General features: G+C 63.3%; 11 protein-coding genes, 2 tRNA genes and 1 pseudogene. 6 read left to right on the top strand and 8 right to left on the bottom strand.

Features of this window, described 5'->3' with window-relative positions; translation table 11 throughout:
- Positions 1 to 48: 48 nt before the first annotated feature.
- Complete coding sequence (locus FFS30_RS20710) at positions 49 to 891, bottom strand: NAD(P)H-binding protein (RefSeq protein ID WP_137915095.1); 843 nt, start codon at positions 889 to 891, stop codon at positions 49 to 51.
- A gap of 147 nt (positions 892 to 1,038) precedes the next feature.
- On the opposite strand from FFS30_RS20710, the gene FFS30_RS20705 reads away from it, so the two are divergent.
- Both FFS30_RS20705 and FFS30_RS20700 read left to right on the top strand, forming a co-directional pair.
- Positions 1,039 to 2,034 (top strand): AraC family transcriptional regulator, encoded by a 996-nt coding sequence (locus FFS30_RS20705; protein ID WP_137915094.1) that lies wholly within the window; start codon positions 1,039 to 1,041, stop codon positions 2,032 to 2,034.
- Positions 2,035 to 2,120: 86 nt separating this feature from the next.
- Positions 2,121 to 3,131: pseudogene (locus FFS30_RS20700) on the top strand (zinc-binding alcohol dehydrogenase family protein); the annotation flags it as partial.
- A 37-nt stretch (positions 3,132 to 3,168) separates the two neighbouring features.
- Here the strand turns inward: FFS30_RS20700 and FFS30_RS20695 are convergent.
- Complete coding sequence (locus tag FFS30_RS20695; RefSeq protein WP_137915092.1) at positions 3,169 to 4,212, bottom strand: low specificity L-threonine aldolase; 1,044 nt, start codon at positions 4,210 to 4,212, stop codon at positions 3,169 to 3,171.
- 183 nt (positions 4,213 to 4,395) lie between these two features.
- Between FFS30_RS20695 and tadA the strand changes: the two genes are divergently transcribed.
- Together tadA and FFS30_RS20685 are read left to right on the top strand one after the other, a co-directional pair.
- Complete coding sequence (tadA, locus tag FFS30_RS20690; RefSeq protein WP_137915091.1) at positions 4,396 to 4,890, top strand: tRNA adenosine(34) deaminase TadA; 495 nt, start codon at positions 4,396 to 4,398, stop codon at positions 4,888 to 4,890.
- Positions 4,891 to 4,968: 78 nt separating this feature from the next.
- Positions 4,969 to 5,556: a hypothetical protein gene (locus FFS30_RS20685; RefSeq protein ID WP_137915090.1), complete on the top strand. Its 588-nt coding sequence runs from the start codon at positions 4,969 to 4,971 to the stop codon at positions 5,554 to 5,556.
- A 114-nt stretch (positions 5,557 to 5,670) separates the two neighbouring features.
- On the opposite strand, the gene FFS30_RS20680 is transcribed toward FFS30_RS20685, so the two are convergent.
- The 4 genes from FFS30_RS20680 to ppsA all read right to left on the bottom strand — a co-directional run bounded on the left by FFS30_RS20680 (position 5,671) and on the right by ppsA (position 9,558).
- On the bottom strand, positions 5,671 to 6,663 hold the full coding sequence (locus tag FFS30_RS20680; RefSeq protein WP_137915089.1) for a hypothetical protein: 993 nt from the start codon (positions 6,661 to 6,663) through the stop codon (positions 5,671 to 5,673).
- 169 nt (positions 6,664 to 6,832) lie between these two features.
- Positions 6,833 to 6,908, bottom strand: a tRNA-Glu gene (locus tag FFS30_RS20675).
- 47 nt (positions 6,909 to 6,955) lie between these two features.
- A tRNA-Ala gene (locus FFS30_RS20670) sits at positions 6,956 to 7,031 on the bottom strand.
- Between the two features lie 154 nt (positions 7,032 to 7,185).
- Positions 7,186 to 9,558: a phosphoenolpyruvate synthase gene (gene ppsA / locus FFS30_RS20665; protein WP_137915088.1), complete on the bottom strand. Its 2,373-nt coding sequence runs from the start codon at positions 9,556 to 9,558 to the stop codon at positions 7,186 to 7,188.
- Between the two features lie 133 nt (positions 9,559 to 9,691).
- Between ppsA and FFS30_RS20660 the strand changes: the two genes are divergently transcribed.
- Positions 9,692 to 10,507 carry a pyruvate, water dikinase regulatory protein gene (locus FFS30_RS20660; RefSeq protein WP_137915087.1) on the top strand — a complete coding sequence of 272 codons (816 nt, stop codon included), beginning with the start codon at positions 9,692 to 9,694 and terminating at the stop codon, positions 10,505 to 10,507.
- A gap of 61 nt (positions 10,508 to 10,568) precedes the next feature.
- Here FFS30_RS20660 and FFS30_RS20655 read toward each other — a convergent pair whose 3' ends face one another.
- On the bottom strand, positions 10,569 to 10,970 hold the full coding sequence (locus FFS30_RS20655) for an MAPEG family protein (RefSeq protein WP_137915086.1): 402 nt from the start codon (positions 10,968 to 10,970) through the stop codon (positions 10,569 to 10,571).
- Between the two features lie 95 nt (positions 10,971 to 11,065).
- A complete protein-coding gene (locus tag FFS30_RS20650) occupies positions 11,066 to 12,523 on the bottom strand; it encodes a serine hydrolase domain-containing protein (protein WP_137915085.1) in 1,458 nt (485 codons plus the stop codon).
- 152 nt (positions 12,524 to 12,675) lie between these two features.
- On the opposite strand from FFS30_RS20650, the gene FFS30_RS20645 reads away from it, so the two are divergent.
- On the top strand, positions 12,676 to 13,155 hold the full coding sequence (locus FFS30_RS20645; RefSeq protein WP_137915084.1) for a DUF1249 domain-containing protein: 480 nt from the start codon (positions 12,676 to 12,678) through the stop codon (positions 13,153 to 13,155).
- Positions 13,156 to 13,173: the final 18 nt, after the last annotated feature.

Genomic DNA, 13,173 nt, shown 5'->3' with positions numbered 1-13,173 from the left:
CCGGCGCGAAAGGCACGCCAATTCGCGCCAGGTGGCACCAACGAGGCTTCACGCCCATACACCGCTGCGAGCCGCGCCCTTGGCAAACTCGGCAAAGTCTCGCGGTGCGCGTCCGAGCGCACGCTGCACGCCGTCGGCAAGAAGCGCGTTGCGGCCGTCAAGCACTTCGCTGAAGAGATAGCGCAGGAATTCGACGAGATCGGGCGGTACGCCGTACTCTGCCGCGCCGGCGGCATAGTCATCCAGCGAAATAGAAGCGAATTTGATATCGCGACCGGTCGCCTCGGCGATCGTTTCAACCGCCTGCGCAAACGTGAGCAGACGCGGCCCAGTCAGTTCGTAGAGCTGGCCGATATGGCGATCGTCGGTCAGCGCCGCGACCGCGACGTCGGCGATATCGTCGGCATCGATAAACGGCTCGGGCACGGCGCCGACCGGCAGGGCCAGCTCGCCGGCGCGAACGCCGTCGAGGAAAACGCTCTCGCTGAAGTTCTGCATAAACCAGCTGCAGCGCAGAATCGTCCAGTCGGCGCCGGAGGCCTGCAGTGCCTGTTCGGCGCGCTGCGCCTCGTGCTCGCCGCGCCCTGACAGCAACACCAGACGGTGTACGCCGCTCGCGAGGGCCTGTTCTGTGAATGCGGCGATTGCCTCGGGCGCGCCCGGCGCGGCCAGGTCTGGGTAGTACGAAATGTAGACGGCCGAAACACCGGCTAGCACCGGCGCCCAGGTCGACCGGTCTTCCCAATCGAAGGCCGGGGTCGCGGAGCGCGAGCCGAGGCGAACTGTATGCCCCAGCGCATGCAGGCGTTCGACGATGCGGCGGCCGGTCTTGCCGGAGCTGCCGAGAACGAGAATCGGGCGGGAGTCTTGAGATGGCGTTTTCGATGTCATGGCGAGTTTCCTGACGGAGTGCACGCGTGATTGCGTGGCGTCCACTATCCGGCCTTATCGAAAGACGTTGAATGATTGATAGTCGGAGTTTCATGCTGTTTCGTCCAAATTGGCAGGACGATTCGATCATTGAGGCATACTGCCTTCATGACCGCCAATCTTCCCGCGTCGAACAGCTCACCGCCTCCCTGGGCCGCTGTCGACCCGCTCGGCGAGGCCCTGCATGGATTGCATATGAGCGGCATCTTCTACACGCGCTCAGAATTCGCAGCGCCGTGGGGCCTCGCGCTGCCGGCGCTCCCGCAGATGCTGATGTTCCACGTCGTGACCGCGGGCGAGGGCTGGCTCGAATTCGACGGCCATGAGCCGACGCGACTTTTACCTGGCGACTTTATCCTCGTGCCGCACGGGCAGGGGCACCGCCTCGTCGATACGCCCGGAGGCGATTGCGCCGGGCTGTTCGATCTACCGCGCGAGGCATTGAGTGCGCGCTACGAAGTGCTGCGCCACGGCGGCGACGGCGCGACTACGCAGATGATCTGCGGCGCGGTGCGCTTCGATCATCCGGCGGCGCAGCGTCTCGTTGCGCTGCTGCCACGCCTGATCCGGATCGAAGCCGCGCACTCGCCGCATCGCGACTGGATGACCGAGACGCTGCGCTTTATGGCCGATGAGGTGCGTGCCCTGCGCCCGGGCGGCGAGACGGTTGTGACGCGGCTCGCCGATATCCTCGTGATCCAGGCGATCCGCGCGTGGATCGAGCGCGATCCCGCTGCACAAGGCGGCTGGCTCGGCGCACTGCGCGACAAGCAGATCGGTCGCGCGGTGACCCTCCTGCATCGCGAGCCGGGGCGCGCGTGGACATTGGCCGCGCTCGCACGCGAAGCGGCAATGTCGCGCTCGGCCTTTGCCGCGCGCTTCACCGCGCTGGTCGGAATGCCGGCAATGCAGTACTTGACGCAGTGGCGGATGCAGCATGCGCTGACGCGGCTGCGCGAGCGCGGCGTCAGCGTGGCAGCGCTCGCCGAGGAACTCGGCTATCAATCCGAGGCTGCGTTCAGCCGCACGTTCAAGCGCATCATCGGCATCGCGCCGGGAGCAGCGAGGCGGCAGAACAACGCGGAAACACCTGCCGCGTCATGACGACATGCCGCAGCGATCTTTCGCTACATTGCGCTCGCCCCCATAGAGGTGGCGACGACTCCCGCAATCCTTGAATGGACAATCCCATGAAAGCCATTGGCTACTATCGATCGCTGCCCATCGACAATCCCGAATCGCTGCTCGACCTCGACATTACCGAGCCGGTGCTCGGCGATTTCGATCTGCTCGTCGAGGTCAAGGCGATCTCGGTCAATCCGGTCGATACCAAGGTGCGCAAGCGCGCGGAATCGACCGATGGGCAGCCGCGCATTCTCGGCTGGGATGCGGCGGGCGTGGTGCGCGCCGTCGGCGCGAAGGCGAGCCGGTTCAAGCCCGGCGATAAAGTTTGGTACGCCGGTGACGTGACCCGCCCGGGCAGCAACAGCGAACTGCATCGCGTCGACGAACGCATCGTCGGGCCGATGCCGGCCAGCCTCGATTTTGCCGCTGCAGCCGCTTTGCCGCTGACTGCGATCACGGCATGGGAACTGCTGTTCGACCGGCTCAAAGTGCAGAGCGCCGATCCAACGCGCGACAACACTTTGCTCGTGATCGGCGCAGGCGGTGGCGTCGGCTCCATCCTCGTGCAACTGGCGCGGCAACTCACCGGCTGGACGATCGTCGGCACGGCTTCACGCGAAGCGACGCGCGACTGGGTGCGCGAACTCGGCGCGCATCATGTGATCGATCATGCCAAGCCGCTGGCCGAAGGATTGAAGGCCGCGGGAATCGCGCAGGTCAGCGCAGCGATCGGCATCACCCACACCGACGAGTATCTGGCCCAGCTTGTCGACATCCTCGAAGCGGAAGGCCAGTTCGCCCTGATCGACGATCCCAAAGCGCTCGACGTGCTCGCCTTCAAGCGCAAGTCGTTGTCGGTGCACTGGGAGTCGATGTTCACGCGCTCGACCTTCCAGACGCCGCAGCTTGCGCGTCAGGGCGAAATCCTGCGCCGCGTCGCCGAGCTGGTCGATCGCGGCATCGTGCGTTCGACCGTCGCCGAACACTTCGGCGCGATCAATGCGGCGAATCTCAAGCGCGCGCACGCGCTGCTCGAGAGCGGCAAGTCGCGAGGCAAGATCGTGCTCGAAGGATTCGGATTGCCGCCGGCAACGACGCCGGCGGCGCTGCTGCTCAGGCGAAGCCCACACTGCGCGCCGCAGCGATGAACGCATCGACGTCGGCCTCGGCCGTGGCGAACGAAGTGACGATCCGCACGACTCCCGGAGCCCAGCGATCGCCGTAAAAATGGAAACCCTGGGCATGCAGCGCTTCGTTCATGCCCGGGGGCAGGGTGCAGAACAGGATGTTGGCATCGCAATCGTCATGGACAACGACGCCCGCTACACCGCGCAATCCGTCGGCAAGGCGCCGCGCCATCGCATTCGCATGGCGCGCATTGCGCAGCCAGAGATCGTCGGTGAGATAGGCGTCCATCTGCGCCGCGATCAGGCGCATCTTCGACAGCAGATGGCCGCCGCGCTTGCGCCGATAGGCAAGTTCCGCGGTCAGCGTGCGATCGAACACGACGATCGCCTCCGCGGCGAGCGCCCCATTTTTCGTTGCGCCGAAAGAAAGCACATCGACGCCGGCCTTCCAGGTCATCTCCGCCGGGCTGCAGCCGAGTGCGGCGAGGGCATTGGCGAAGCGCGCGCCGTCCATATGCAGGCGGAACTTGCGCTCGCGGCAGACGGAACCGATCGCGCGGAGCGCGTCGAGCGAGTACACACTGCCGAGTTCGGTCACCTGCGAAACGCTGACGCAGGTCGGCTGGGTGCAGTGCACGTCGCCGATCTTGGCCAGCGAGTGCGTGCGCAGAGCCGCGGGATCGAGTTTCGCCGCGGCGCCGCCCAGCGCCAGCAGCTTGCCGCCGCTGTAGAACTCCGGCGCGCCGCATTCGTCGTTGTTGATGTGGCTTTCTTCGTGGCAGAGCACGCCGCCCCAGGCCGGCGTCATCGCGGCGAGCGACAACGCATTGGCGGCCGATCCGGTCGCCACGCAGAGCACGTCAAGATCGGTCTCGAAGATTTCGCGCAGCCTGCGCTCGACTCGCTGAGAATACTCGTCCGCACCGTAGGACGACTGTGCGCCGCCGTTGGCCGCGGCGATCGCGGAGAGGATCTCGGGCGAGGCGCCGACGACGTTGTCGCTGGCGAAATTCTTGTTCGATGCAGACATGAGCAAAATCCGACGGGCAGGGCGCCGCAGTATCCGCGATTCCCGCGCCTGCGAACAACGGGCTTATGCCGCCGTGCAGATGCGCCGGGCGTTCGCGCAGATTCCCTGACGGCGCCTCACGCTCGCAGAACTGCTTGCAAGCGGCTGCGTATTGGCATACCGCCGGACTGATAGAATTTTGCGATGTCTCTCGATAACCCATTGCCGCCAGCCGCGACGTTCGATCCCGCCGACGTCGCCTTCATGCGCCGCGCGCTCGAACTCGCCGCGCATGCGCGCGACGCGCATGAAGAAGTGCCAGTCGGCGCCATCCTCGTGCGCGACGGCGCGATCATTGGCGAGGGCTGGAACCGCAGCATCAGCGGCAACGACGCGAGCGCGCATGCCGAAATCGTCGCCCTGCGCGACGCGGGCGCGGGCGAAGGCAACTATCGTCTGCCCGGATCGACGCTGTATGTGACACTGGAGCCTTGCGTCATGTGCTCCGGCGCGATCGTGCACGCGCGCGTGGCGCGCGTCGTGTACGCCGCGACCGACCCGAAAACCGGCGCCGCCGGCAGCGTCTTCGACACACTGATCTCGCCCTTGCATAATCACCGCGTCGCCGTCGCGGGCGGCCTGCTCGGCGAAGAGGCCGGCGCGATGCTGCGCGCGTTCTTCCGCGAACGCCGCGGTTGACGCGCCGCCGCGGATTGGGAAAATTCAACGAAACTTGAGCTAGGCTGAAATTCTCGACCGACACGGAGGAGGGGAACGATGCACGGCACCAAACGGCACCCGAAGTTCCACAAAGCGCTCTCGCCCGATACGAAGAAGCATCCCAAATCGCACTGGCCGGAGTGGGTGATCGGCAAGACGATGATGGAAAAGGCGATGAAATCGATCGTCGCGCGCGTACACCTCGAGCGCAGCTACGACATTCCTTATCTCGCCGGCTACAGCCTCGACGGCCATACGATTTTTATCGACCGGCATATGCCGAAGAGTTTCGTCTATCGCAGCCGGCGCGTGTATACGGATCGCTTCCTGATCGTGCACGAAGCCGTCGAGAAGTCGCTGATCCAACTGCTCGGCATGCATTACCTGACGTCGCACCAGATCGCCCTGCATGCAGAGCAGGCCGCGGTGCGCGCCGAAGGCATCAAGTGGGATGCCTACAACGAATTCATGGAGGAATACATCAAGGTGATCGGCGACGAGCAACTCAGCAAGGTGCCGGACAATCTCGACCTGACTCCGTATGTCGATTTCCACGACAAGGCGGAACTCAAGCAGATGCGTGCGAACACGGTACCGGGGCCGGTTTCGCAGCCGAGATACAAAGTGCATATCGCCGGACTATAAAACCGGCTGCACAGACAAAACATTGGTGTACCGAGCGCGGTCGCCGTAGGCGGCCGCGAGCCTATCGATCGGAGAGAAGGGACCGCTGCAATCGTCGCGGCACGGTTGGAATGGCTATGCGGACGGCACCACGATCGGGCGGAAATCTGAATCGTGGATACGGCGGCAGGTAAGTTCTGTTGTACGCGGAACATCGCCATTGAATTCGACGGTGAGCGACATCGCCGCCGATGAGAGCGAACGGAACGACACCGACTCCAGTGTGCCCTTCCATCCGTTCGGCTGCACCACGATTTCGCCACGCAAGCGCGGGTCGTGGCGTGCCCGCATCGCTTCCTGATCGCCCTTGGTAAACTGATGTGTAGAAGAAAGCGGCATCCCGGCGTAGTCGCTGGCCAATTGCAGTTTGCGGTCGGCGACGGAATAGGAGCCGCTGAAAAACTGTTCCGCCCCGTTGGCATGATCGAGGTCGAAGAACGGCCGCAGCTCGCCGCGATGCGAGAAGCTCTGCCAGTGTGCGCCGGCATTGAGCGCGTCGAAGTGATAGTCGATCAGCGAACTCGTCGGCTTGCCTTCCCGGAGCAGGGTGCACAACCAGTCCGATCCATTCGTGACCTCGGCCAAATCTTCCGGGGCTTTGGTCGGGTCGATCGGCGGTATTACATAGGTCGATTGCGGCACAGGTACTGGCATATTCCGCACCGCCACCATGGCAATCGTCACAAGCATGACCGCGCTGATGGCGAACAACGCGATGCCGGGTGCCGAGCGCTTTTCGGCGTCGCCATCGTGCTCTTGAGAGCTGCCCGAGCGCACGAACTTTCGCGCGAGCAGCCACGGTAAGCCGACAGCGGGAAGCGCGTAGACGAAAATCGGAATCACCAGCATGCTCCACGCCGCCAGATTGTATTGGCCGCGAAAACGATGCGACTCGTACAGAAATGCGAGCAGCACCACGAGCACCGAATAAGTCAGTGTATAGCCGAACCAGAGCGCTATCTGATGTTTGCTTCGTGCGCTCCAGGCACCGACTGCGAAGCCGACGACAGGCGCAAGCGCCAACAGGACGAGCTGCCAAATTCCCGGTATCGAAATCCAGCCGTGCATGGGCGCCTCGCGCAATGCTGCGATCTGTCCATACTATCCGACCGCTTCGCGCAACGGAGTCCCGCCCAATTGACGATAAATGTCTGAATGCTTACGTGACGTGCGGGCAAGAAAAAACCGCGCCGTAGCGCGGTTTGAATGATGTTGCGGTATGCCGCTGTATTGGAATTGGCGTCCCCAGGGGGATTCGAACCCCCGTTACCGCCGTGAAAGGGCGATGTCCTGGGCCTCTAGACGATGGGGACGCCGAGAAAACCGTGGGTTTGCAAACAAACCCGAATGTCGAATCAAGTGGTGGAGCTAATCGGGATCGAACCGATGACCTCCACAATGCCATTGTGGCGCTCTCCCAGCTGAGCTATAGCCCCACTTGATTTCGCCCGCGGAAAGGCCAGGGATTCCGCGGGACCGGTTGGATTCCGAGAATCCTTCCGGCGTCCCTGACCCGGTCAAACCGATTCAGGGAGCCGCAAATTGTAACTGCAAATTTCCGATCGCGCAAAGCCCTTTTTGCAATTTTGATTACACCGAGCGGCTCTTGGCCAGATGCAGCCAGGTGTCGACCACGGTGTCGGGGTTCAGAGAGACGGATTCGATGCCCTCGTCGAGCAGCCACTGCGCGAGATCGGGGTGATCGCTGGGGCCCTGGCCGCAGATGCCGACGTACTTGCCCTTTTTCTTCGCGGTCGAGATGGCCAACGCCAGCAGCTTCTTCACCGCCGGATCGCGCTCGTCGAACAGGTTGGCGACGATCGAGGAATCGCGGTCGAGGCCGAGCGTGAGCTGGGTGAGATCGTTCGAGCCGATCGAGAACCCGTCGAAGATGTCGAGGAACTCGTCGGCCAGCAGCGCGTTCGACGGCACTTCGCACATCATGATGATCTTGAGGCCATGCTCGCCTTGCTTGAGGCCGTTCTCGGCGAGCACGTCGATCACCTTGCGTCCTTCCTCGAGCGTGCGCACGAACGGGATCATCACCCACGCGTTGGTGAGGCCCATCTCTTCGCGCACTTTCTTCATCGCGCGGCATTCGAGCGCGAACGAGGGCTTGAAGCTCTGATCGACGTAACGGCTCGCGCCGCGGAAGCCGATCATCGGGTTTTCCTCGTGCGGCTCGTAACGCTTGCCGCCGATCAGGTTGGCGTACTCGTTCGATTTGAAATCGGAGAGGCGCACGATGACCGGATTCGGCGCAAACGCCGCTGTGATCGTCGCGATGCCTTCGGCGAGACGGTCGACGTAGAACTGCACCGGATCGCCGTAGCCGGCGATGCGTTCGTCGATCTTGCGTTTGGTCTCGGCGTCCTGCGACGCGTATTCGAGCAACGCCTTCGGATGGACGCCGATGTGGCTCGCGATGATCATTTCGAGGCGGGCGAGGCCGACGCCGGCGTTCGGCAGCATGGCGAAGTCGAACGCACGCTCCGGGTTGGCCACGTTCATCATGATCTTGAGCGGGGCGGGCGGCATGCGTTCGAGGTCGGCCGTGACCTTCTCGAACTTGAGCAGGCCGCTGTAGATCGTGCCGGTGTCGCCTTCGGCGCAGGACACGGTGACTTCGGCGCCGTCGGGAATCTTGTCGAGCCCGTCGCCCGTGCCGACGACCGCCGGCACGCCGAGTTCGCGTGCGATGATCGCCGCATGGCAAGTTCTGCCGCCGCGGTTGGTGACGATCGCCGCGGCGCGCTTCATCACCGGCTCCCAGTCGGGATCGGTCATGTCGGCGATCAGCACGTCGCCGGGCTCGACGCGGTTCATGTCCTTGATCGAGCGGATCACGCGTGCTTTGCCGGCGCCGATCTTCTGGCCGATCGCGCGGCCTTCGGCGAGCGTCGGGCCGCGTTCCTGCAACTGGTAGCGTTCGATCTGCGTGGCGCGCGCGCGCGACTTCACCGTTTCGGGGCGTGCCTGGACGATGTAGACCTTGCCGGTGTTGCCGTCCTTCGCCCACTCGACGTCCATCGGCCGGCCGTAGTGCTGCTCGATGATGAGCGCCTGGCGCGCAAGTTCATGCACGTCCTCGTCGCTGATCGAGAAGGCGATGCGGTCGTTGTGCGGCACTTCTTCGATGCGCACGCGCTCGCCGGGCTTGTTCGAATAGACCATGCGCTGCTGCTTGGCGCCGATCTGGCGGCGCAGGATCGCGGGCTTGCCCTGTTTGAGTGTGGGCTTGTAGACGTAGAATTCGTCCGGATTCACCGCGCCTTGCACAACCATTTCGCCGAGGCCGTAGCTTGCAGTGACGAAGACCGCGTCGCGAAAGCCCGATTCGGTATCGAGAGTGAACAGCACGCCCGACGCACCGACGTCGGAGCGCACCATGAGTTGCACGCCGGCGGAGAGGAACACGTCTTCGTGTGCATAGCCGTGATGCACGCGATAAGCGATCGCGCGGTCGTTGTAGAGCGAAGCGAAGACTTCCTTGATCTTGTGCACGACGTCGTCGGCACCGCTGACGTTGAGAAAGGTTTCCTGCTGGCCGGCGAACGACGCATCGGGCAGATCTTCGGCCGTTGCCGACGAGCGCACGGCGACGGCGGTGTTGTCCGCGCCGGCGTCCTTGCACAGTTTGGCGTAGGCGGCGCGCACGGCCGCGTCGAACTCCGGAATCAGCGGCGTGTCGATGACCCACTGGCGAATCTCGCCGCCGGCCTGGGTCAGCGCGTCGACATCGTCGACGTTGAGCGCCGCGAGGCGGTCCTGAATGCGTTTGGCGAGACCGCTCTGGGCGATGAATTGCTTGAACGCGTCGGACGTCGTCGCAAATCCGCCGGGCACCGATACGCCGAGTTTGGCGAGGTTGCCGATCATTTCGCCGAGTGAGGCGTTCTTGCCGCCCACCTTGCCGAGATCGGACAGACGCAGTTGATCGAGCCACAGAACCAGATCGCTCAAGGATGTCTCCAGTGAATGCGCGGGAGGCCGCAGGGAAACGCAATTTTCGCCGGTTTGTGCAGTGCAAAACAAGGCTGGGGCGCGATCCGCCGCATCGCGTACACTGCGGGTCCCCGCGACTGCGAGCGCCGCAATGGCCAGAAGCGTCTTCTATATCTCCGATGGTACCGGTATCACCGCCGAGACGATCGGCCACTCTGTGCTGACGCAGTTCGAAGGCGTCGAATTCAATACCTTCCGCATCCCGTTCGTCGACAACGAGGAAAAGGCGCATGCGGCCGCGGCGCGTATCCGCAACACCTACACGGCCGAGGGCATGCGGCCGATCCTGATCAATTCGGTCGTCGATCAGGCGATCGGCGAAGTGCTCGCCACATCCGGGGCGCTGATGCTCGACATCTTCGCGCCGTTCATCGCGCCGCTGGAGAGCGAACTCGGCATGAAGCGTTCGCGCCGGGTCGGCCGCGCGCACGGCATGACCAATTTCGACGAGTACGAGGCGCGCATCAACGCGACCAACTACGCGTTGACCCATGACGACGGCATCGACGTGAACTATGCCGACGCCGACGTGATCCTGGTCGGCGTATCGCGCGTCGGCAAGACGCCGACCTGCCTGTACATGGCGCTGCACTACGGCGTGAAAGCGGCGAACTATCCGCTGACGCCGGACGACCTCGAACGCCTGGAAATTCCGCCGCGCCTGAAACCCTACAAGCAGCGCCTGTTCGGTCTCGACATCGATCCCGTGCGCCTGTCGCAGGTGCGCGAAGCGCGCAAGCCCGGCAGCCGCTACGCCAAGATCGAGCAGTGCCGCTACGAACTTGCGCTCGCGGAAAAGCTGTTCAAGCGCGAGAACATTCCGGTGCAGAACACCACGCACACGTCGATCGAAGAAATCGCGAGCAAGATCCTCGCCTGGCTCGGTATCGAGAAACACATGTTCTAAACCAGAACTTCGCGAAGCCGAGCAAGAACTGGATAGCGGATCGTTCCAGCAGCCGCCGCGGCTAGAACAACTTGATCAGCATGATCGCAAACAGCGCGAGCTGCACCGCCCACAAGCTTGCGCGCACGGTCACCAAGGCCCGCGTGGTACCGAGCAGATGGACGAGGCTCTGCACGATGCGCGCGTAGACGACCCACGGGGCGAACGCATCGATCGCGGTGCTCTTGCCGAGCGCGACGGCCGCAAGCACGATCGCGGCGAACACGACCAGGTTTTCGATGCAGTTTGCGTGCGCATCGCCGAGGCGCACGGCGAACGGCGAGTTCGCCGCGGTCTCGCGCCCGCGTGCCCAGGAATTGATCGGCGTGCCGCCGAGCACCTTGATCCCGCGGTAGAGAAATACGGCGGCGACGAGCAGCAAGGTCCACGCAGTGAACATCAGCAAAGCGGTAAGCGAAGTCATGGAGCGGTCTCCGTGAGCTGTTTCCCCGGCCGTTGCGCGGGGTGGGCCACGTTAGTCCTGCTGCGCGCCGGCTGGCAAGTCCAAGAACCCTTGGCTTACTGCGCAACGTGCCGGAATGTCTCTTCGCCGTCGTAAAGCACGCTGACGATCGCGCCGCCGGGCTTGTCGCGTTTGAACTCGGCTTCTTCGCCGCTGTAGCGGTCGACGAATTTGTCGGGCGCGACGGCGACGAAGGTGTTGGTCTTGCCGTCGACCAGATCCCTGAGAGTCAAATCTCCGTTCGCTTCGATCGTGGCGGTGAGGTAATAGTCCTTTTCCTTGTCGAACTGGTAGCGCCCTGCGTAGGCGTCCAACTCCGCGCGGCTCATCGGCTGGCGTTTCACGGTCTTCGCCGGGAACAGGTCCAACTGATAAAGGTTCGAGATCGAACGCGTCAGCTCGTTGCGCACAATGCGCCCGCTGTCGGAATTGGTCATCAGCACGACGCCGAGATCGCGGCGGAAGAAGTAAAACATCTCGCTCTTGAAGCCCGCGTTGCTGCCGCCGTGTCCGAACGAGGCGTTGAGATCCTTGCCGCGAAATTCCAGGCCGAGTCCGTACCCATCGCCGCCTTCCGGTTTCATGCTCGGCGTCAGCATCTGCTTCGCAAACTCCTGCGCCAAGTAGGCGCCCGGCGCACCTTGCGAGGCGTCGCGCACGGCAAAACAGAATTTGGCCAGGTCCGACGGCGTCGTCCACAATCCGGCCGGGGCCAGTTCCGGATAAACGTGCCAGCCTCCCGGGTACACCTTGCCGTTGGCCTGGTAGGCCAGGCTCATATTTTTGGAAGGGTAGGGATCGTACGAACTCTCGCTCATCTTCAACGGAGTGAGCAGTTCGTCCTGCATGTAGCGCACGAACGGTTTGCCGGTAAGTTCTTCGACGAGCTTCTGCAGGACGACGTAGCCGCCGCCGGAGTACGAGTGCTTCGAGCCTGGCACCGCGACGACTTCGACCTTGGGGCTGTTGCCGGCGCCTTCGAGCACGCCGACCGTATCCGGAATCTTTGTGGTCTTCTCGTAGCCCGGGAAGCCGCCGACATTGAGGCCGGCCGTGTGACTGAGCAGACGGCGAATCGTCACTTTCTCGGTTCGGGTGAAATCGTTGTCGGGCACCTTCCAACTGACGAGGTAGTCGTTGACGTTGCGGTCGAGGTCGAGATGCCGAGCCTGTGCGAGCTTCAGTACCGCGAACGCGGTGACCGACTTGCTGATCGAAGCGGACTGGAACCGTGTATGCGCATCGACCGGCAGATGCCGTTCGACATCGGCATAACCGTAGCCTTTCGCCCAGATCACCTTGCCGTTCTTGAATACCGCGACGCTGATTCCGGGCACGTTGAAGCGCTGCATGCGTTCATGCAGATTGTAGGTCTGCACTTTCTCGCCTTCGACCAGGATGCGCGGCACGAGGCCGCTCTCGATACGGGCGATGTCTTTGTCCGGGAGCGCATCTTGCGCATGAACGCCGCAAGCGGCTGCGCACAACAACGCCGAAATCAATGTCTTGATCATGGCCGTCCACAAGCAGGGGGAGGGCAATCGATACGCATTCGCCGCGAAGTGAAAAACCTGGGCAAACGGCGCCGTGAGAGAACCAAAATACCGGCTGACGAGGTAGTAGCGCAAGTCTGGCGGGGCGGGGTAGCGGCGCCTATGATGCGCGCATGTCGCTAGTCATCGAAAAACCCGAAGCCGTACTGCCCAGCAGGTTCGCTTACCTGATGGGCTTGTATGCGGAAAACTATCACCGCCTCACGCGCGTGTTCGCGCCGCAGACGCTCGACGTCGGCAGTTATCTGTCCTCGGTCGACGACGGCCTCGACGTGCAGCTCGATCTGCTCGAACGCCACGCGTACACGCTCGAATTGAAATTGACCTACCGCATGCGCGAGGCCGAAAGCGAAGCGCCGGCGGCGGCATGGTTGCGCATGTACAGCGACGCGCACGTCGCCGAAGTGTCGCATTACCACGCAGGCAAGCATATGTGGCATGCGCTGGGTTCGTTCCCCGCGACCAAGACCCTGTTCGCCCATCGCATGCGCATGGCGAGCTTTCTCAACCGCTGGCTCGAATACCTGGCCGAGCAGGGACATTCGCGCGGTACGCTCGTGCCTTTCACCGCGGATGCAGAAACGCGACAATAGGTGCGGCTCGCCGCTGAG

It is taken from the genome of Rudaea sp. 3F27F6 (assembly GCF_005503555.1).
Taxonomy (GTDB): domain Bacteria; phylum Pseudomonadota; class Gammaproteobacteria; order Xanthomonadales; family Rhodanobacteraceae; genus Rudaea.
Note: the sequence above shows the minus strand (reverse complement) of the source record. Positions and strands in the feature narration are given on the sequence as shown.

Coding starts and splice junctions, on each gene's coding strand:
- FFS30_RS20710 (WP_137915095.1), bottom strand. CDS start 891: ATGACATCGAAAACGCCATCTCAAGACTCCCGCCCGATTCTCGTTCTC.
- FFS30_RS20705 (WP_137915094.1), top strand. CDS start 1,039: ATGACCGCCAATCTTCCCGCGTCGAACAGCTCACCGCCTCCCTGGGCC.
- FFS30_RS20695 (WP_137915092.1), bottom strand. CDS start 4,212: ATGTCTGCATCGAACAAGAATTTCGCCAGCGACAACGTCGTCGGCGCC.
- tadA (WP_137915091.1), top strand. CDS start 4,396: ATGTCTCTCGATAACCCATTGCCGCCAGCCGCGACGTTCGATCCCGCC.
- FFS30_RS20685 (WP_137915090.1), top strand. CDS start 4,969: ATGCACGGCACCAAACGGCACCCGAAGTTCCACAAAGCGCTCTCGCCC.
- FFS30_RS20680 (WP_137915089.1), bottom strand. CDS start 6,663: ATGCACGGCTGGATTTCGATACCGGGAATTTGGCAGCTCGTCCTGTTG.
- FFS30_RS20660 (WP_137915087.1), top strand. CDS start 9,692: ATGGCCAGAAGCGTCTTCTATATCTCCGATGGTACCGGTATCACCGCC.
- FFS30_RS20655 (WP_137915086.1), bottom strand. CDS start 10,970: ATGACTTCGCTTACCGCTTTGCTGATGTTCACTGCGTGGACCTTGCTG.
- FFS30_RS20650 (WP_137915085.1), bottom strand. CDS start 12,523: ATGATCAAGACATTGATTTCGGCGTTGTTGTGCGCAGCCGCTTGCGGC.
- FFS30_RS20645 (WP_137915084.1), top strand. CDS start 12,676: ATGTCGCTAGTCATCGAAAAACCCGAAGCCGTACTGCCCAGCAGGTTC.